We start from the raw sequence: 18,072 nt of genomic DNA, 5'->3' as shown, positions 1-18,072 counted from the left end.
CTTTCCCCCCGGAACGCCTCAGGACAATCGCGACGAAATGAGTTGTTGTACGGGCACAGGCCGACCAAACAGGTAGCCTTGGTAGCCCGTGCAACCCTGTTCCACCAGATAGTCAAACTGCCCTTGCTGCTCCACACCTTCGGCGACCACGGTCAGCCCCAGGCTGTGGGCCAATGCCACGATGGTGCGGGCAATGGCGGCGACGTTCGGGTCGATCAAAATGTCGTGCACAAAGGCGCGATCGATCTTGAGAAGGTCCAGCGGCAAGCGCCGAAGGTAGGCCAGGGACGAATAGCCGGTGCCGAAATCATCGAGCGCAAGCCCGATGCCGTGGGATTTGAGTTCCAGCATTTTGGCGATGACGTTTTCAGCGTCACTGAGCAACAGGCTCTCGGTCAGCTCCAGCCGCAAACGAAGCGGGTTGGCGCCGGTCAACCGCAGCGCAGCCAAAACGCCATCAACAAACGTCGATTGCTGGAACTGGCGCGCACTGACGTTGACCGACAGGTACAAGCTTGCGGTGGTCGGGCTCGCGGCCCATTCAGCCAGTTGGAGGCAGGCGGCCTTGAGCACCCAGTCACCCAACGGCAGGATGAAGCCGGTCTCCTCGGCCAGTGGAATGAAATCACCCGGCAGCACGGTGCCGCGCTGCGGATGCTCCCAGCGCAGCAGCGCCTCAGCGCCGGTCATGCGCCCGTGGCGGTCAACCTGCGCCTGGTAGTGCAACCGAAAATGGCCCTGCTCCAGGCTGGTGCGCAAATCCGCATCGAGCTGCACCCGCTGTGATACGACGGCCTGCATCTGCGGGTCGAAAAAGCGCAGGGCGTTGCGCCCCGCCGACTTGGACTGGTACATCGCCAAATCAGCCTGGCGCAGCAGATCATCGACAGTGGCCGCCTGCCCATGGAAGAGGGTCACACCAATGCTGGGCGTGTTGCGCAGTTCATGCCCTGCCAGCACATAGGACTGGTTGAGTGCTGTGAGCACCTTCTCTGCAACCACCCGCGTCTGCTCAGCGGCTTCGGTCGCATCGTGGGCAAGCTCCTCCAGCATGACGACAAATTCATCCCCCCCGAGGCGTGCGGCCGTATCGCTGGCACGGATGGAATCTTGCAGGCGCCGGGCCACCTCCACCAGCAGCAAATCGCCCACATCGTGGCCCAGGGTGTCGTTCAGGGCCTTGAACTGGTCCAGGTCGATGAACAGCAACGCCCCTCGCCCGCCCGTGCGCTCGCCCAAGGCCATCGCCTGCTGCAACCGGTCGAGCAGCAGACGCCGGTTGGGCAAGTGGGTGAGGGGGTCGTAGAAGGCCAGGTGGCGAATCTTTTCCTCGGCTTCCTTGCGTTCGCTGATGTCAGAGAACGCAGCCACGTAGTGCGTGATCTGGCCGTCACCTCCATGTACTGCAGAAATGCTCTGCAGCAGGGGGTACACCTCGCCGCTTTTGCGTCGATCCCAGATTTCACCAAACCAGGCACCCCGGTCAGCCAGCGACTTCCACATCTGGACGTAAAACGCCGCGTCATGGCGCCCGGACTTGAACATCGCCGGTGTGCGCCCAATCACCTCGTCGGCCCCATAGCCGGTCATGCGGGTGAAGGCGCGGTTGACGCGCAGGATGGTGCCCCGGGCATCGGTCACGATCATGCCGTGCAACGATTCAAATGCCGTAGCGGCGATGCGCATCTCTTGTTCAACCCGGCGACTTTCGGTGATGTCCCGCAGCACCACTACGCGATGCGTGGCCACGCCCTCACCATTCTGTACTGGGCTGACCATGGCCTCGAACCAGAACGACTGCCCATCGCGGCGCTGGCCTTCCAGGATGCACGGGGTTCCGTCCCCGCGGTCCAGACAGGCTCTGTCCTGCGCCTGCGCACATAAAAAATCCGGATTCCGGCCCAGAATCTCGCCGGAGGAATACCCTGTGATTTCACTCAACGCTGCATTGGCAAAGGTGACCAGGCCTTGCGCATCGACGATCAGCACGCCCTGAGAGATGGAGCTCAGCGCCTTGTGATGCAACCGCAAGATGTCTTCATTTTTGAGTCGCTCTTCTGCCTGTGCAATACGGACCAAGTTGTCACGGAACACCAAGGTGGCCCGCGCCATCTCGCCAATTTCATCGCCACGCTGGTGGTCGATGATTTCGACATCGGTGTCTCCGGCCTTCTGCGTTGCCAGCCGGTTCATGGCGCGGGTGATGCGCTCCATCGGAAAAATAATGCCCCGCGCCAACGCACCCGCCATCAGCACCGTCAGAAAGATCCCCGCGAAGGCGACAGCACCGCTCCAGAAAACGGTTTGGCGCGCCGCCTCCTCGGCGCTGCGCGCTTGCACGATCAGCGCCTGCGCCATGCGGTCTTCTACCAGGCGGAGCTGGTCGATTCTCCACGTCATCACGGCCAGCCAGTGCGCCGTCGTGCCTTCTGCAGACTCCTGCCGCGTTGGCATCCGCTGAAAAATCCAGCCGCGCAACCGCTCGATCTCTGCGGCCTTCATGTCGGCCAGCAACTGCTCCAGTTGCTGCATGGATGCCGCATCGGCAAAAAAACGGAACTGCTCCAGAAAATGTGCCTGCCGATCGGCCTGCGCAACAAACACCTGGCGCGAAAGTGCATTGACCTGGGGGGCCGCGAAATAAGTGGCGCCCAACGCACGCTCCATGCCTGCCAGTTCCTTGGCCTGCATGAGATTCACAAAGGCATAGATGGTGCGCGAAATATCCGCATCGCCGCCCCAAAAGTACATCTCCTGAACGATGCCAATCAGCGCATGAATGGCGGCGCTGTAACGTGCCAGTTGCACCTCGGGTGTCACATCGTGTGCCGCCGCCTCCCTGCGCCACGCAGGCAAGGCATTCCATTGCACCCGCGCATCCTCGATGCGCAAACGAAGGCGGTCATCGTAATGGTCCAGATCCAGCTGCTGCAGCGCCTGCTGTAGCGCAGCCAGTTGCTCGTCCGTCCGAGCATGGCGGACCGCCTGGCTCAGGACGAAATCGGTGCCACCCGAACCTAGATAGGCCGCCGACAGGCCGCGCTCAAGCTGTACCTCGTGCACCAGGCTCCCGGCAAATGAGGCCAGTTCAGCCATTTCGCGCAGGCTGCGCATGTCGTTGGCCGTGCGCTGATGGCTGGCCAGCACCCACACCACAAAGAACAGAAAACCGGCCATCGGCAAAGCCAACGCCAACGCAATGCGCTGTCCAATCGGAATATTCTGTAGTCGGGCTTGCATCGCGGCTCGGTCTAAGTAAGGGGCGGGATCACCTCGCGATGACGGCGATCTCCGGCGAAAGGCCATTATGCGGGCTGTAGCCAGACAACACAGCGCCCTCTCGATCCCATGGCCCGCAAGCGCTGATTGCTGATCGGCACCTCCCCTCCCTGTTGCGTTGGCATGACCGTAGTCAACATTGTTGCGCAAGGCGCCGCATCTGAGGGATTCACCTGAGGGCGCGTTCGCACATCGCGGTCATAGACTGTGGATTCCTGCGCCGCCGTGGCCGCAGGCCCGAGGACTGGAGCTTGCCTTGCAACCTACCGACACCACGCAGCCGGACTACTTCCACAAGGTCGTCGATTGCCAGTGGGCCTGCCCTGCCCACACCCCCGTACCCGAATACATCCGCCTGATCGGCCAGGGCCGCTACGACGACGCCTACATGATCAACTGGGTATCCAACGTGTTTCCCGGCATTCTGGGCCGCACCTGCGACCGGCCCTGCGAGCCTGCCTGCCGGCGCGGCCGGGTCGAAGAAAGCAATGGAGCCCACCCCGAGCCCGTGGCGATCTGCCGCTTGAAGCGCGTGGCAGCCGACAACAAGAGCAGCGGAATCAAGGCGCGCATGCCCGCCATCGCAGCCCGCAACGGCAAGCGCGTGGCCTGCGTGGGCGCCGGACCGTCGTCCCTGACCGTGGCGCGCGACCTGGCGCCGCTGGGCTACGAGGTGACGGTGTTCGACGCCGAGGCCAAGGCGGGGGGCTTCATCCGCAGCCAGATTCCGCGTTTTCGGCTGCCCGAATCGGTGATCGACGAAGAAACCGGCTACATCCTTGACATGGGCGTGCAGTTTCGCAACCAGGAACGCGTGGACTCGCTGCGCGCGCTGCTGCAGCAAGGCTACGACGCGGTGTTTGTGGGCAGCGGCGCGCCGCGCGGGCGCGATCTGGAGATTCCAGGCCGGCGCGATATCACCGACAACATCCATATCGGCATCGACTGGCTGGCTTCGGTGTCCTTTGGGCACATCACCCGCATCGCACCGCGCGTCATCGTGCTGGGCGGCGGCAACACCGCCATGGACTGCTGCCGCTCGGCGCGGCGCCTGGGCGGCACCGACATCAAAGTCATCGTGCGCAGCGGCTTTGACGAGATGAAAGCCTCGCCCTGGGAAAAGGAAGACACCCTGCACGAGGGCATTCCGATTTTGAACTTCCATGTGCCCAAGGCCTTTGAGCACGACAACGGCCAGCTTACCGCCATGACCTTCGAGGTGGTGCAGGCCCAGTACGACGCACAAGGCCGCCGCAGCCTGGTGCCCACGGGCGAGCCCGAGGTGCGCGTGCCCTGCGATGTGGTGCTGATCGCCGTGGGCCAGGAAAACGCGTTTCCTTGGATCGAGGACGATCTGGGCATTGCCTTCGACCGCTGGGGCCTGCCGCAGCTCACACAGGGCACCTTCCAGTCCACGCTGCCCCAGGTGTTCTTCGGCGGCGACGCGGCCTACGGCCCGAAAAACATCATTACCGCCGTGGCACAGGGGCACGAGGCGGCGGTGTCAATCGACCGCTATCTGCACGACGAAGACGTGCGCCAGCGCCCGGCACCGCACACCAACCTGATGTCCACTAAAATGGGCATCCACGAGTGGAGCTACAACAACGACATCTCGAACGACCTGCGGTTCAAGGTGCCATGGGCCAAGGCCGAGGTGGCACTGGCCAGCATCCGGGTAGAGGTGGAGCTGGGGTTCGACGCCGCCACCGCCTTCAAAGAGGCCAGCCGCTGCCTGAACTGTGACGTGCAGACGGTGTTCAACCGCTCCACCTGCATCGAGTGCGACGCCTGCGTGGACATTTGCCCCATGGACAGCATCACGTTCACCTTCAATGGCGAAGAGGAAGATCTGCGCAAGCGGCTCAAGGCCCCCGCCGGGAACCTGACGCAAGCGTTGATGGTTTCCGCGCCGCTCAAAACCGGGCGCGTCATGGTCAAGGACGAAGACGTCTGCCTGCACTGCGGCCTGTGCGCCGAGCGCTGCCCCACCGGCGCTTGGGACATGCAGAAGTTCCGCCTGGATACCACCCAGGCCGGCCCGCAATGCCGCGATGCCCAGATCACCCGCCACACGCTGGAGGCCGCATGAAGCCCATTGAAGCCGTCAACGACTTTGTCATCAAGTTCGCCAACGTCAACGGCTCGGGCTCGGCTTCGGCGAACGAGCTGTTCGCCAAGGCCATCCTGCGCATGGGCGTTCCGGTGAGCCCGCGCAACATCTTCCCCAGCAACATCCAGGGCATGCCAACCTGGTACGAGGCCAGGGTGTGCGAGCACGGCTATTCGGGGCGACGCGGCGGCGTGGACATGATGGTGGCCATGAACCCGCAGACCTGGGACGCCGACGTGGCCGAAATCTCGCCCGGCGGCTACCTGTTCTACGACAGCACCCGGCCTATTCCTGCGTCCAAATTCCGCACGGACATCACCGTCATTGGCGTCCCGCTGACCGAGATCAGCAACAACGCCTACACCGAGCCGCGCCAACGCCAGTTGTTCAAGAACATCATCTACGTGGGCGCCCTCTCGGTGCTGCTCGACGTGGAGGCAGAGGTGTTTGAGAAGCTCTTTGCCGAGCAGTACAAGGGCAAGGAAATGCTGCTCGACTCCAACGTGCGCGCCCTACATCTAGGGCGCGACTACGTCAAAGCCCACCTCCAGGCACCCCTGGGCATCCGCGTGCGCCGGGCCGACGAAGTGGGCGACCTCATTTTTACCGACGGCAACAGCGCAGCCGCCCTGGGCTGCGTGTATGGCGGCGCCACGGTGGCGGCTTGGTACCCGATCACGCCCTCGTCGTCGGTGCCCGAGGCCTTCCAGAAATACTGCGACAAGTTCCGCATCGACCCGGACACCGGCCGCAGCAACTTCGCCATCGTCCAGGCCGAGGACGAACTGGCCTCTATCGGCATGGTGGTGGGCGCCGGCTGGAACGGCGCGCGCGCCTTCACGGCCACTTCGGGGCCCGGCATTTCGCTGATGACGGAGTTCATCGGCCTGGCCTACTTTGCCGAAATTCCGGTCACCATCATCAACGTGCAGCGCGGCGGGCCGTCCACCGGCATGCCCACGCGCACCCAGCAGTCGGACCTGCTCGCCTGCGCCTACGCATCGCACGGCGACACCAAGCATGTGCTGCTGTTTCCCGAAGACCCGCACGAATGCTTTGAACACGCGGCGGCGGCACTGGACCTGGCCGACCGGCTGCAAACCCCCATTTTTCTCATGACCGATCTGGACATTGGCATGAACCAACGACTGTGCAAGCCCTTTGCCTGGGACGACACACGTACCTACGACCGGGGCAAGGTGATGACCGCCGAAGAGCTGGAGGCGGGCAAGGATTTTGGCCGCTACAAGGACGTGGACGGCGACGGCATTCCCTGGCGCACCTACCCCGGCACGCACCCCACCAAGGGGAGCTTCTTCACGCGCGGCACCACGCGCGACCCCTATGCCCGCTACTCGGAACGCGGGCCGGACTACATCTACAACATGGAGCGATTGCTGCGCAAATTCCGCACTGCCGCTGACCTGGTGCCCCAGCCCGTGCTGCGCAGCGCGGCGCATGCCACGCCGCTGGGCGTCATCTACTTCGGCTCCACCAGCCCGGCTATGCAGGAAGCGCTGGACGTTCTGACGGCCTCCGGCACCGACATCGACGCGATGCGCCTGCGCGCCTTTCCCTTCCCCGATTCGGTGGACCGCTTCATCGCCACGCACGAGCAGGTGTTTGTGGTGGAGCAGAACCGCGACGCCCAGATGCACGCCCTGCTGGTCAACGAGCTGGGCGTGGACCCAGCGCGCCTCGTCAAGGTGCTGCACTACGACGGCACGCCGATCACGGCGCGCTTCATCACCCAGGCGATTCAGACCCATCTGCAAGGCGCCCAGGCGTTGATCAAGGAGGCCGCATGACCTACCTCGCCAAGCCCCGGCTGCACCACCCCACGCTGACCCACAACAAGGTGGGCTACACGCGGCGCGACTACGAAGGCCGCATCTCTACCCTGTGCGCGGGCTGCGGGCACGACTCCATCTCGGCCGCCATCATCCAGGCATGCTGGGAGCTCGACATCGAGCCGCACCGCGTGGCCAAGCTCTCGGGCATCGGCTGCAGCTCCAAGACGCCAGACTACTTTCTGGGCGCCTCGCACGGCTTCAACACCGTGCACGGGCGCATGCCCTCGGTGCTGACCGGCGCCAACCTGGCCAACCGCGACCTGCTGTACCTGGGCGTCTCGGGCGATGGCGATTCGGCCTCCATCGGCCTTGGGCAGTTCGCCAATGCCATGCGCCGGGGCGTGCGCATGGCCTATATCGTCGAAAACAACGGCGTCTACGGCCTGACCAAGGGCCAGTTCTCGGCCACGGCGGATCGGGGTTCGCGCAGCAAGAAGGGTGTGGTCAACAACGACAGCCCAGTGGACCTGGTGGGCCTGGCGCTGCAACTGGGCGCCACCTATGTGGCGCGCAGCTTTTCGGGCGACAAGGAGCAACTCGTACCGCTCATCAAGGGCGCCATCGGCCATGGTGGAGCGGCGTTCATCGACGTCATCAGCCCCTGCGTGACCTTCAACAACCACGGCGGCAGCACCAAGAGCTACGACTACGTGCGCCAGCACAACGAGGCCGTGAGCCGCATCGACTTCATGCCCCGGCACAGCGAAATCACGGCGCAGTACGCGCCCGGCGAAGTGATCGACGTGCAGCAGCACGACGGCGCCCTGCTGCGCCTGCGCAAGCTGCACACCGACTACGACCCCACCGACCGCTACGCCGCGCTCAGCTACATGAACGCCCACCAGGCGCGCGGCGAGGTAGTGACGGGCCTGCTCTACCTCGACCCGCAGGCCACCGACCTGCACCTGTCGCTCAACACCAGCGACGCACCGCTCAATAGCCTGGGGCCGACCCAACTCTGCCCCGGCTCGAAGGTGCTGGAAAAACTCAACGCATCGCTGCGCTGACCTTACCGCCCCGCTGCAAAAGGAGCCCTGCCATGGCCGAACGCACCGTCTTCCAGTCGATCTCGCAGCGCCACGTGGTGAGCCTGGGGCCCCAGGCCAGCGTGTGGGAGGCGGCTTGCGTGATGACGCGCGCCAACTGCGGCAGCGTGCTCATCCTCGACACCCTGGGCACCCTGCTGGGCATCCTGACCGAGCGCGACCTGATGACGCGGGTGCTGGCCAAGGCGCTCAGCCCCGAAACCACCCTGGTCTGCGATGTGATGACCCCCCATCCACAGACCGTGGGCCCGGACATGAAGGTCTCCGAGGCGGTTTTGATCATGATCGAGCGGGGTTTTCGGCACCTGCCCATAGTGTCGCCTGCAGACAAGATCCTCGGCGTTTTTTCGGTGCGCGACGCCCTACCACGCGAGATCGGCGACGCCGTAAGCCTGGCGGAATTCAATGACCAGGTGAACGATGCCCTGGGCTGAATTTGTGGCCGTGCAACAGGGCGCTTCCCACCACCACCCTGCTTGGCGGACAATCGCCACTATCGACCGACCATACAAGGCAAGACTGCACCATGGGTATTTTTGACCGGCTCTGGGGCGCCTCGCGCAAGCCCGCCCCCCAGCCTGACGCCAGCACACCGGCCAGCGCACCGGTGCACGGCATGGAACCGGCAGAAACGGTGGAGCGGCGCCAGCGCGAGCGCAAGGATGCGCGCAAAGGCATCAAAGCGCTGATCATTGACGACTCGCCCACCGTCGTGGCCGCATTGCGCAAAATTTTGCGCTCTGCCGGCTACAACACCCTGGAGGCTTTGGACGCCGAGAAGGGGCTGGCGCTGATGGAGCAGGAACCGCCCGATCTGGTTTTTTTGGACATCATCCTGCCCGGCATGAATGGTTTCAACGCCTTGCGGCTGATCCGCAAGAACCCGGCCACCCAGCACGTTCCGGTCATCATGATCAGTGGCAACGAACACGCCACGGAACAGTTCTACGCCAACCGCATCGGGGCCGACGATTTCATGAAGAAGCCGTTCTCGCGCTTCGAAATATTTGCCCGCATCGAGAACCTGCTCGATGCCAGCCAGATGCCGCGGCGCAAGACCGTCTGACGACCAGCCCCTGCGCCCCGGCAGCCGCTCAGGCGGCTTTTTTCAGAATGGTGTAAAGCTGGTCCTTGATCTGCAGCTTTTCCTTCTTCAGGGTTTCAATTTCGTCGTGCGAGGCCGGTGAAATGGTGGCTTCCATGTTCTTGATTTTCTGGTCGAGCTCGTTGTGCTGATCGAACAGGCGCACAAAATGACGGTCCGTTGTCTTGAGCTGGGTGATCAGTTCGCGGAATTCAGGAAACATGCAGACTCCTCTTCGTCGTGGTGAAAAACCCCGGGCAGTGCGGCGCACGGCCTCGTAACAACACTTTACTCCGCTGCGTGCGCTGGTCGCTTCAAGGCAGCCATTTTTTCAGCAGGGCAGCATCGGGCGCACCAATGCTGCGCTGCACCGATCCATCGCGGCCCAGCAGTACGACGTAGGGCGTGACGTTGGGCCATGTGGGGTCTACGCTTTGCCGGATCGCGGGCTCAAACCCCTCAAAGGCATACAGCCGCGTCAGCCCCAGATAGTGGCGGGCATGTTCCACGGCGCGCACGCCTTGCACATCCATCATCACGGCCGCCAGCTCGACTGGCCGGTGCGCATCCATGACAAAACTGCGCAGCTTCTCGAAGGCGTCCGGGCAGGTAGAGCAGTAAGTGGTGGTGAAGATGTACGCCGCAGGCCGTGGGCCTTTTTCCACCAGCCGGGCCCAGGTGGTTTCGTCAAAATGCGCTACTGAACTGATAGCTATTGACGGCGACCTGGCAAGCGCAAGAGGCAGATTGAAGCCAAAAAACAATGCCCCGACCGCCAGGGTCACACAGGCACTGCGCCGCTGTTTAGAACTCGATTTCATGGACTCTGACCTCTGCTGCGTTGCGCCACACTACCACCATGCGCTGGTCCTGCTGCACCAGGCGCGGAAAATCGTTGTCTCCATCGACCTGGCCCAGCACCTGCTCGCGGAACGTCTGCCCCCCGTCGAGGGAAATCCAGGCCTTGAGCGTGCTGGTCATGCCATCGGTACTGCGCCAGACCACGGCCACCCGCTCGCCCTGCGCGGCCACGTCGGCATGTTCAGCGCGCGCATCCGGAAGCATGCGCACCGTTTGCAGCCGGGGCGTACCGTCAGGGGCCAGCCGTGCATAGCGTACACCGGGCACCTTGTCCTCGCCTTGCTGGCGGATACCGAACCAGACCGTATGAAAACCATCGGCCGCCACAGCCAGGGCAGGGCCGTGGTGCGGGCAGCCATCCACCCGCCACTCGTCGTAGGTGGCACGCACCACGTCGGCCGGAGCCTCCCCGCGCAGCACGGCAAAGGCATGGTCGCGCACATTGGGCTCGAACACATGCCGCCACAGGGCCCGCATGGCCCCATCACTGCCTACACCGAGCGCAATGCGACAGCATTCGCAAGAGTGGTCGGCCACCTTGGTGTCCGGGCCAAAGGTGGCACCACCATCGCGCGAGATGTTGCGGTAAATGGCGGCCCCCCGGTAGCTGGATTTGCCGCCCACCTTGGGCGCCGCTTCCAAGTCCCGCTTGTCGATCCAAACGGTGTGCAAAACACCTTCGGCGTCGAAGCCCATGGACTCGAAACGGTGGGTGATGGTCTGGCGGTCGGCATGCACTGTGACGGGCGCCGCAAAATGCTGCCCCCCGTCCACCGAGCGCAGCAGCCGCACATAGCCCGTATTGGGCTTGGCCAGCGGCTGGGTATAGGCAATCAGCACCGTGCCCTGGGGGCCAAAAACCAGTTTGGGATGGTTTTCGCCGTCGGCCGAGACCGCATCGCCCGCCGTATCCAGCACGCGCGGTGCGCTCCAGCGCAAAGGCGCTGTGCCCTGCGGTGCCGGCGCGTTTTGCACAAACAGGCGCCCCTGGCCATCGAGGCCTGCCAGCCACAGCGCGCCATCGGGCGCCATCGCGACCCCCACCCCCAACGGCGTGCGGGGCTTGCGGGCCACGCGCTGTGTGGCTGCGGCGGTGGGCGCAGCGTTGGCCGCTGGCGCGGCCACAGCTGCTGCAGAGTGCATATGCTGGGCCCCGCCGACGCTGCAGCACAGCGCCAGGGCCAGGCCACAAGCCCAACGCCCAGAGGATTGCAAAGCCGATTTCGATCGATTCATGTCCGCTCCTACTTCATGCTGTAACGCAGTTCGGTCTGCACCGAACGCTGGGGCAGGGTGTGCGCCTGCCAGGATTGCTGGTTGGTCACGTTGTTCACGCCCAGCGCCCATTCCCAGTGCGGGGCAAATTTCCACACCGCTTTCAGATCGAGCTGGTTCACGCGCGAGACGCCGCCATAGGTGTCGGGGTTGCTGTCGATGTTCAGTTCGGTGTTGTACGCACGGCCGCTCCAGCGCCAGGCGGCGCCCAGCAGCCATTGCGCATTGGGCCGGTAGCTGGCCTGCACGGCGTAGCGCTGCTTGGGGATGCGCAGCCACTGTTTGCCCACCTGCGCCGGATTGGCGGCGTTGGCCTTGACCACAGCGTCCGTCCAGGTGGCGCTGCCGCCAATGTCCAGCCCCCGGATGCCCACATCGCGCGCCTGCCACACCATCTCGATGCCCTGGGTCAGAACACGGTCCACGTTGCTCACGCGGGTGATGCTCGGAGTGACGGTAGCGTCGGTCTGGCGCAGGATGGTGTCCTTCACATCGTCACGGAAGTAGCTGGTGCGCAGCCAATGCTCACCCCAGAATTTTTCTGCCGCCAACTCGAACGAGCGGGACACTTCAGGGCGCAGGTTGGGGTCGCTGGTGGTGATGCTGCTGCCCGTCTTGGTGCCGTTGAACAGCTCGTCCACGTTCGGAAAGCGCACACCACGCCCATAGCTGGCCCGCAGCAGCAGGTCATCGGCCACCGTCCAGGCCAGCGAGAGCTTGGGGCTGGTGGAATGCAGGCTGCGCTTGGCATAGTTCTGCTGCACCACGGGCGGCCCAGCGAAGAATTGCGAGCCATCGGTTGCTTCAAAAGTCTCCAGCCGCACACCCGAGGTCAGCACCAGGTCGGGCGTAAGGCGCCAGGCGTCCTGGCCATAGAGGGCCGTGATGGTGGTGGTACCTTTGAAGCGCTGGTCCAGGGTCGTCTCGGTCGTGCGCCAGTCGCTGGCCAGGTTCACCACGTTGTTCAACTGGTACTGGTTGCGGTGCAGACCAAACACCAGAGCATGGCGGCCTGCGCCAAAGTCGCCGGCCGTGGGGGTGTAGGTGGTTTGCAGTTCCAGCGTGTTCCAGCCCGTGCCGTCACGCCGCGTCACCGTGCCCGCGCCGCCCAGGTCGGCCAGGGGCTGCGCCAGATCGGCCTGCCGGTTGGCATCGCTGAGCATTTTGTAATCTGTCAGCATCACGGAGGCGTTCCAGCCCGTCGCGTGCTTTGTTTTCCAGGTGGCTCCGAGCTGGCGGTGGCGTTCGTCGCGCTGGTTTGGGGCAAAAGCGTTGGCCGCCACGTTGAAGCGGTTGACGCCATCGTTCACCACCCCGCTCCAGAGGGGCTTGCCTGCGGCGTCGCGCAGGTAGGTCATGTTGCGCACCGTGCTGTCGCTGCGCCACAGCGACACGCGCCCTTCGATTTCCTGGGTGGCAGAAATGTCGTAGCCCATGCGCAGGTTCACGGTGTCCTGCAGACTGTGGTCGCTGCCTGTGGCGCCAAAAATGGCGCGCTCGCGGCCCTGCGGGTCGCGGTCGTAGCGGATGCCTGTGACGGGGGTGCCCGTGGTGGGCGCGGCAAAGGCACCGCTGGTGGCGCCCCGCACCGCATTGGCGTAGCCCATGGGGTGGCCTGCGCTGTCCTGGTGCTGCACACCCAGCGCCACCCAGAGCCCGGAATCGAGGCGCGAGGCAATGCGCGCTGACAGTTGCTTGCTGCCGTAGCTCTCGTGGGTGCCGTACTCGTCGAAAGATTGCCGGTTGTATTTGATGCTGGCCGACGCCTCCAGCCCCCGGGGCTTGCGCTCGGTCACCACCATGGTGGTGCCGATGGAGTTGCCGGGGTAGATGGCCGAGTACGGGCCGTACAAGGCATCGACCCGTTCGATGGCCTCCACGTTGATCATGTTCCAGCGCGGTGCGTCAAAGCGCCCGAGAAAATTGGAAATCAGATAGCCATCGAGGTACACCAGCGCGCGGCCCGGTTGCAGCGTGCCAAAGCTGCGCCCGCCAATGTTGGCATTGCGGTCGCCCAGGTAGCGCTTGCGCACGGTGGTGCTGGGCAGCAGGCTGGCGGCATCTTCCGGGTTGAAAATGTTTTGCGCCTCCAGCTCTTGCGCGGTTTTGCTGGCGGTGCTGTTGGGCAGATTGGGGTCCAGCTGCGAGCGTGTTTCGGTCACGCTGATGGTTTGCAATTGGGATTCGGTGGCAATGCCTTGGGCCAGGCCCCAGGCGGGGAACAAAGCCAGGGCCGCAGCCAGAGGGGCCAGGCGCAGGACCGGGCCGGAAGAAAAACGGGGGTTTCGCACGAATGCACTCCAGAAATACCAGTCAAAAAAGCTTCTGACGCCCTATTCATGAGCGCAAGCAGCTATAAAAACGATAGTTCAGGAGAGCACAGGCGGGCCACGCGGCGGCGGCACAGTGACCCGGCCCGCCGCGAGTGCGGCCACGGGTGTGTAGGACGGCAAGGGAGCAGCGCCCAGCGCAGCCCGTTGCAGGCTCCATGGCGACGATGCAGGCACGGGTGCCAGGCGATCGGCACAGAGCAGGCACATCGGGCAGTCCACCGGCATTTCCGTCAGCGGTTGCCCCGAGGACGCATCCAATGCACCCGACGCATCCACCCACTGCATGCCCATGCTGGTGCAAATCTCCATGCCCACCGGCGTGCGGTTGGGCGCCAGCGCGTGCGATACGGTCGAGCCCAGCGCACCAAATACCGCCAGCAACACGGCCAGCCACAACCACACCGCACGGCGCAGCAGCGCAAAGTGCACAGGGGGAGCGGCGTGGAGACGGGAATTCATGGGGAAAGCCCCAGGATTCTACGGCCCAGGACGAGAATCATTACCATGGCGCCATGACCCTCGTGCAAGCCCCCGCCGCCCCGGCCCCTGCGACCGCCAGCGAAAACATCGCCCCCATCACACCGTCCCGGCAGGTGCGCGGCGCCTGCCCGCACGACTGCCCCGACACCTGCGCCCTGCTCACCACGGTGGAGAACGGCGTGGCCGTGCGTGTGCAAGGCAACCCCGCGCACGCGCAGACGGGCGGCGTGCTGTGCGCCAAGGTCTCCAAATACCCCGAGCGCACCTACCATGCGGAGCGCATCCTCACGCCCCTCAAACGCAGCGGCCCCAAGGGCAGCGGCCAGTTCACACCCGTGGGCTGGAACGAGGCGCTGCAGGATATTGCTGCGCGCCTGGGCGCGATCGCCGCGCGCGACCCGCAGGCCATCCAGCCCTACAGCTACGCCGGCACCATGGGCCTGGTGCAGGGCGAGAGCATGGACCGGCGCTTCTTCCACCGCCTGGGCGCGTCGTTCCTGGACCGCACCATCTGCGCCACGGCGGGTGGCGAGGGCCTGGCGCACACGCTGGGCAGCAAGGTGGGCATGAAGGTGGAGTTCTTTGCCGAGGCCAAACTCATCCTCATCTGGGGCAGCAACTCCATCGGCAGCAACCTGCATTTCTGGCGCATCGCCCAGCAGGCCAAGCGGGGCGGCGCCAAGCTGGTGTGCATCGACCCGCGCAAGAGCGAAACCGCCGAGAAATGCCAGGAGCACATCCAGCTCCTGCCCGGCACCGACGCGGCGCTGGCACTGGCGCTGATGCACGAGCTCATCACGCACGACTGGCTCGACCACGACTACATCGCCCGCCACACCGTGGGCTGGGCGCAACTGCGCGAACGCGCCCTGCAATGGCCGCCCGAGCGCGCCGCGCAGGTGTGCGGCGTGCCGGTGGAGCAGATCCGCCAGCTCGCGCGCGATTACGGCACCACGCGGCCCGCCGCCATCCGCCTGAACTACGGCATGCAGCGCGTGCACGGCGGCGCCAACGCAGTGCGTGCCATTGCCTGCCTGCCCGCGCTCACGGGCGCCTGGCGCCACCGGGCGGGCGGCGTGCTGCTGTCGAGCTCCGGCAGTTTTCCCGTGGACCGCGCCGCGCTGCAGCGCCCGGATTTGCTGGTCGGCCGCAGCCCGCGCACCATCAACATGGTGACGATTGGCGATGACCTGCTGCGCACAGCCTCGCCCGCCTTCGGCCCGAAAATCGAGGCGCTGGTGGTCTACAACAGCAACCCCGTGGCCGTGGCGCCCGAGTCGGGCAAGGTGGTGCAGGGCTTTGCGCGGGAAGACCTGTTCACCGTGGTGCTGGAGCATTTCCAGACCGACACCGCCGACTACGCCGACTACCTCCTGCCCGCCACCACGCAGCTGGAACACTGGGACGTACACCTGGCCTACGGCCACACCGATGTGTTGCTGAACCAACCGGCCATTGCTCCGCAAGGCCAGGCCCGCAGCAACGCGCACATCTTCCGCGCCCTGGCGGCGCACATGGGTTTCACCGAGCCGTGCTTCGCCGACAGCGACGAAAACCTGTGCCGCCAGGCCTACGGCGCCCAGGTAGATTTCAACCGGTTGCTGGCGCAGGGCTTCGCCCCGCTGGGCGGGCCGGACGCGCCGTTTGCCGAAGGCGGCTTTCCCACGCCTTCGGGCCGCTGCGAATTTTTCAGCGAACGCCTGGCCGCACAGGGCCTGGACGGACTGCCGAACCATGTGCCCAACCACGAGGCTGCGGGCACATCAACACAGTACCCGCTGGCGATGATCTCGCCGCCCGCGCGCAACTTTCTCAATTCCACCTTCGTGAACGTACCCAGCCTGCAGGGCATCGAGAAGCGCCCCCTGTTGGAGATCCACCCCGAAGACGCCGCCGCGCGCGGCATTCACGAGGGCGGCGTGGTGCGCGTGTTCAACGACCGGGGCAGCTACCGCTGCCACGCCACGGTGAGCGAGCGCGCCCGGCCCGGTGTGGTCAATGGCCTGGGCATCTGGTGGCGCAAGATGGGGCTGGACGGCACCAACGTGAACCAGCTCACCAGCCAGGCGCTGACCGACCTGGGGCGCGGCCCGACCTTCTACGATTGCCTGGTAGAGGTGGAGCGCGACACAGCGCCCCAAAGTACTATCAATTAAATAGCTGCTAGCGCTTACCCAATAAGCGCCAGAGCCATTTTTTCATATTTTTCCAGGCGATCGACTCAACCACGCCAGTAGTTGTTGGCGGCCGAAACCGTCTGGAAGTTGATGGCAATCACCTGCGAAGCGGCCGTCAGACCGTCGGCCGACTGGGCGTACTCGGGGCGCAGCTGCTTGAGCGTCTCCATGTCGGGCTGGGTGTACTTCACGCCACGGCGGCTGAGCGTGATGGCCAGTTCAAAGCCTTCTTGCGGCGTGGCGGTGATGAGCGAGGGCAACCAGGTATCGGCCATGTTTTCTCCTTGAGAAGATCGTGGGGACAGAATGCCGACGTGGAACATGGAAACGATCCTGTTCTGATCGACGCTGGACTGTAGCGCGCGGCGTACGCCACCCGCACTCAACCGATACAAGCCCCCTTTGCGAAAGCGTTTATCGCACCAATGCACTCCGTTTTCAGGAGCTGCTTGCGCTTATGGTATATGCCTTTGCGCCTTGTTTCGCTTGATTTTTTGCGGAGCACCAGCGCAGGTGGAAGAAACTTCTCAGCGCGCGTCCCGCAAACCCGCCGCAGTGCGTTCGGGCGTCACCACGACGTTCTGATCGATGGCGCCGCACAGGCTGTGGCCATCGCGCCCCTTCATCTCGATGCGGATGGTGTCGCCCTCCTGCATGAAAGGGGTAGCGGCCTTGCCGTCCTGCAAGGTTTCCATCGTGCGTTTATCGGCAATGCTGCTGTAGCCCCGGGGCCAATCGTTGCGGCCTTTGGCGGCCTGCACGGCGGGGTTGCTGACCGGGCCGCTGCAGACAATGCTGCCCGTGCGCAGCGGGCGCGTGGTACAGGCCTGGGCAATGAGCTGGCCGAAGTGAAAACCCATCTCCGGCCCGGCATCGCACAAACCCACCTTGCGGCCGTTCCAGGTGGTCTGCAGCGTGAGATGCACCCTGCCCTGGTCCCAGGCAGCGCCCAGCTCGTCGAGCGTAACGGCCACAGGGCTGAAAGAAATGGCGGGGCGGCTGAGCAGCGGCGCCTGGCCGCGCTCGCTTTCGATGGTTTCCAGCGCACGCAGCGACACGGTGTTGGCCAACATCAGCAGGCGGATGCCATCGAGCGCCTGCGCGGGCGTGCAGCCGCGCTCGACGTCGCCCGTGACCACGGCCAGGCCCGCACCAAAGTCGATGCCCATGGCGGCGCTGGGAACGACGATGTCGTGACACGGGCCCAGGCTGGCATCGCTGGCGGCCTGTTGCAGCTGCGGCTCACGGCGCAGGCTGGCGGGCATCTCCACGTTGCGGACCTTGCATTCCAGTTCAGTGGCGTGCAGGTAGGCGTTGCCCTGCAGGCACTGGTAGGCGCGCGGCAGGGGCGCCATGCAGTGGCGGGGGTCAAAAGGAAAGGCGTGGCGTGCGCGGCCCGCGTTCAGGCTGTCGTACAGGTCCTGCAACTGCGGAGTGTAAAAGCCCCAGTCGTCCAGCACCTGCTGCAGGCGGCTGGCGATGCCGGTGGCGTAGTGGGCCATGCCCAGGTCGCGCGAGACGAGTACCAACTGGCCATCGCGAGAACCGTCCTGCAAGGTGGCAAGTTTCAT

14 protein-coding genes are annotated in these 18,072 nt (G+C 64.7%); 6 read left to right on the top strand and 8 right to left on the bottom strand.

All coding sequences use genetic code 11. From position 1 onward, the window contains the following. Positions 1 to 18: 18 nt before the first annotated feature. A complete protein-coding gene (locus ACYVOC_RS08245) occupies positions 19 to 3,240 on the bottom strand; it encodes an EAL domain-containing protein (RefSeq protein WP_461161449.1) in 3,222 nt (1,073 codons plus the stop codon). Between the two features lie 295 nt (positions 3,241 to 3,535). Between ACYVOC_RS08245 and ACYVOC_RS08240 the strand changes: the two genes are divergently transcribed. The 5 genes from ACYVOC_RS08240 to ACYVOC_RS08220 all read left to right on the top strand — a co-directional run bounded on the left by ACYVOC_RS08240 (position 3,536) and on the right by ACYVOC_RS08220 (position 9,357). Continuing rightward, positions 3,536 to 5,371, top strand: coding sequence for an FAD-dependent oxidoreductase (locus ACYVOC_RS08240; protein ID WP_461161448.1), 1,836 nt, complete (start codon positions 3,536 to 3,538; stop codon positions 5,369 to 5,371). Then, on the top strand, positions 5,368 to 7,200 hold the full coding sequence (locus ACYVOC_RS08235) for a 2-oxoacid:acceptor oxidoreductase subunit alpha (protein WP_461161447.1): 1,833 nt from the start codon (positions 5,368 to 5,370) through the stop codon (positions 7,198 to 7,200). Before ACYVOC_RS08240 ends, ACYVOC_RS08235 begins: the two co-directional genes overlap by 4 nt. Continuing rightward, complete coding sequence (locus ACYVOC_RS08230; protein ID WP_116005028.1) at positions 7,197 to 8,252, top strand: 2-oxoacid:ferredoxin oxidoreductase subunit beta; 1,056 nt, start codon at positions 7,197 to 7,199, stop codon at positions 8,250 to 8,252. Before ACYVOC_RS08235 ends, ACYVOC_RS08230 begins: the two co-directional genes overlap by 4 nt. 32 nt (positions 8,253 to 8,284) lie before the next feature. Next, the gene (locus ACYVOC_RS08225) at positions 8,285 to 8,725 is read left to right on the top strand and encodes a CBS domain-containing protein (protein WP_116005029.1); all 441 of its coding nucleotides are present in this window, start codon (positions 8,285 to 8,287) and stop codon (positions 8,723 to 8,725) included. A gap of 92 nt (positions 8,726 to 8,817) precedes the next feature. Further along, positions 8,818 to 9,357 carry a response regulator gene (locus ACYVOC_RS08220; protein ID WP_116005030.1) on the top strand — a complete coding sequence of 180 codons (540 nt, stop codon included), beginning with the start codon at positions 8,818 to 8,820 and terminating at the stop codon, positions 9,355 to 9,357. A gap of 28 nt (positions 9,358 to 9,385) precedes the next feature. Here the strand turns inward: ACYVOC_RS08220 and ACYVOC_RS08215 are convergent, their stop codons facing one another. The 5 genes from ACYVOC_RS08215 to ACYVOC_RS08195 all read right to left on the bottom strand — a co-directional run bounded on the left by ACYVOC_RS08215 (position 9,386) and on the right by ACYVOC_RS08195 (position 14,303). Further along, positions 9,386 to 9,598 carry a YdcH family protein gene (locus tag ACYVOC_RS08215; protein ID WP_116005031.1) on the bottom strand — a complete coding sequence of 71 codons (213 nt, stop codon included), beginning with the start codon at positions 9,596 to 9,598 and terminating at the stop codon, positions 9,386 to 9,388. 91 nt (positions 9,599 to 9,689) lie between these two features. Further along, positions 9,690 to 10,196 (bottom strand): hypothetical protein, encoded by a 507-nt coding sequence (locus ACYVOC_RS08210; protein ID WP_461161446.1) that lies wholly within the window; start codon positions 10,194 to 10,196, stop codon positions 9,690 to 9,692. After that, entirely contained in the window at positions 10,180 to 11,472 is a 1,293-nt protein-coding gene (locus tag ACYVOC_RS08205; protein ID WP_461161445.1) for a hypothetical protein, read from the bottom strand. The genes ACYVOC_RS08210 and ACYVOC_RS08205 overlap by 17 nt, the downstream gene beginning before the upstream one ends. A gap of 8 nt (positions 11,473 to 11,480) precedes the next feature. Further along, complete coding sequence (locus tag ACYVOC_RS08200; protein ID WP_461161444.1) at positions 11,481 to 13,802, bottom strand: TonB-dependent receptor; 2,322 nt, start codon at positions 13,800 to 13,802, stop codon at positions 11,481 to 11,483. A 78-nt stretch (positions 13,803 to 13,880) separates the two neighbouring features. Further along, positions 13,881 to 14,303 (bottom strand): DUF2946 family protein, encoded by a 423-nt coding sequence (locus tag ACYVOC_RS08195; RefSeq protein WP_461161443.1) that lies wholly within the window; start codon positions 14,301 to 14,303, stop codon positions 13,881 to 13,883. A 53-nt stretch (positions 14,304 to 14,356) separates the two neighbouring features. Here ACYVOC_RS08195 and ACYVOC_RS08190 point away from each other — a divergent pair, with 53 nt between their 5' ends. Beyond that, entirely contained in the window at positions 14,357 to 16,480 is a 2,124-nt protein-coding gene (locus ACYVOC_RS08190; RefSeq protein WP_461161442.1) for a molybdopterin-containing oxidoreductase family protein, read from the top strand. Positions 16,481 to 16,545: 65 nt separating this feature from the next. Here ACYVOC_RS08190 and ACYVOC_RS08185 read toward each other — a convergent pair whose 3' ends face one another. Continuing rightward, positions 16,546 to 16,776, bottom strand: coding sequence for a hexameric tyrosine-coordinated heme protein (locus ACYVOC_RS08185; RefSeq protein ID WP_106446443.1), 231 nt, complete (start codon positions 16,774 to 16,776; stop codon positions 16,546 to 16,548). A 252-nt stretch (positions 16,777 to 17,028) separates the two neighbouring features. Then, the gene (locus ACYVOC_RS08180) at positions 17,029 to 18,072 is read right to left on the bottom strand and encodes a fumarylacetoacetate hydrolase family protein (protein ID WP_461161441.1); all 1,044 of its coding nucleotides are present in this window, start codon (positions 18,070 to 18,072) and stop codon (positions 17,029 to 17,031) included.

It is taken from the genome of Simplicispira piscis, assembly GCF_054783455.1.
Note: the sequence above shows the minus strand (reverse complement) of the source record. Positions and strands in the feature narration are given on the sequence as shown.

Excerpts from the sequence above, each read along its gene's own strand:
- ACYVOC_RS08185 (WP_106446443.1), bottom strand. The coding sequence starts at position 16,776 with ATGGCCGATACCTGGTTGCCCTCGCTCATCACCGCCACGCCGCAAGAA.
- ACYVOC_RS08230 (WP_116005028.1), top strand. The coding sequence starts at position 7,197 with ATGACCTACCTCGCCAAGCCCCGGCTGCACCACCCCACGCTGACCCAC.
- ACYVOC_RS08220 (WP_116005030.1), top strand. The coding sequence starts at position 8,818 with ATGGGTATTTTTGACCGGCTCTGGGGCGCCTCGCGCAAGCCCGCCCCC.
- ACYVOC_RS08180 (WP_461161441.1), bottom strand. The coding sequence starts at position 18,072 with ATGAAACTTGCCACCTTGCAGGACGGTTCTCGCGATGGCCAGTTGGTA.
- ACYVOC_RS08195 (WP_461161443.1), bottom strand. The coding sequence starts at position 14,303 with ATGAATTCCCGTCTCCACGCCGCTCCCCCTGTGCACTTTGCGCTGCTG.
- ACYVOC_RS08190 (WP_461161442.1), top strand. The coding sequence starts at position 14,357 with ATGACCCTCGTGCAAGCCCCCGCCGCCCCGGCCCCTGCGACCGCCAGC.
- ACYVOC_RS08245 (WP_461161449.1), bottom strand. The coding sequence starts at position 3,240 with ATGCAAGCCCGACTACAGAATATTCCGATTGGACAGCGCATTGCGTTG.
- ACYVOC_RS08205 (WP_461161445.1), bottom strand. The coding sequence starts at position 11,472 with ATGAATCGATCGAAATCGGCTTTGCAATCCTCTGGGCGTTGGGCTTGT.
- ACYVOC_RS08215 (WP_116005031.1), bottom strand. The coding sequence starts at position 9,598 with ATGTTTCCTGAATTCCGCGAACTGATCACCCAGCTCAAGACAACGGAC.
- ACYVOC_RS08210 (WP_461161446.1), bottom strand. The coding sequence starts at position 10,196 with ATGAAATCGAGTTCTAAACAGCGGCGCAGTGCCTGTGTGACCCTGGCG.
- ACYVOC_RS08235 (WP_461161447.1), top strand. The coding sequence starts at position 5,368 with ATGAAGCCCATTGAAGCCGTCAACGACTTTGTCATCAAGTTCGCCAAC.
- ACYVOC_RS08225 (WP_116005029.1), top strand. The coding sequence starts at position 8,285 with ATGGCCGAACGCACCGTCTTCCAGTCGATCTCGCAGCGCCACGTGGTG.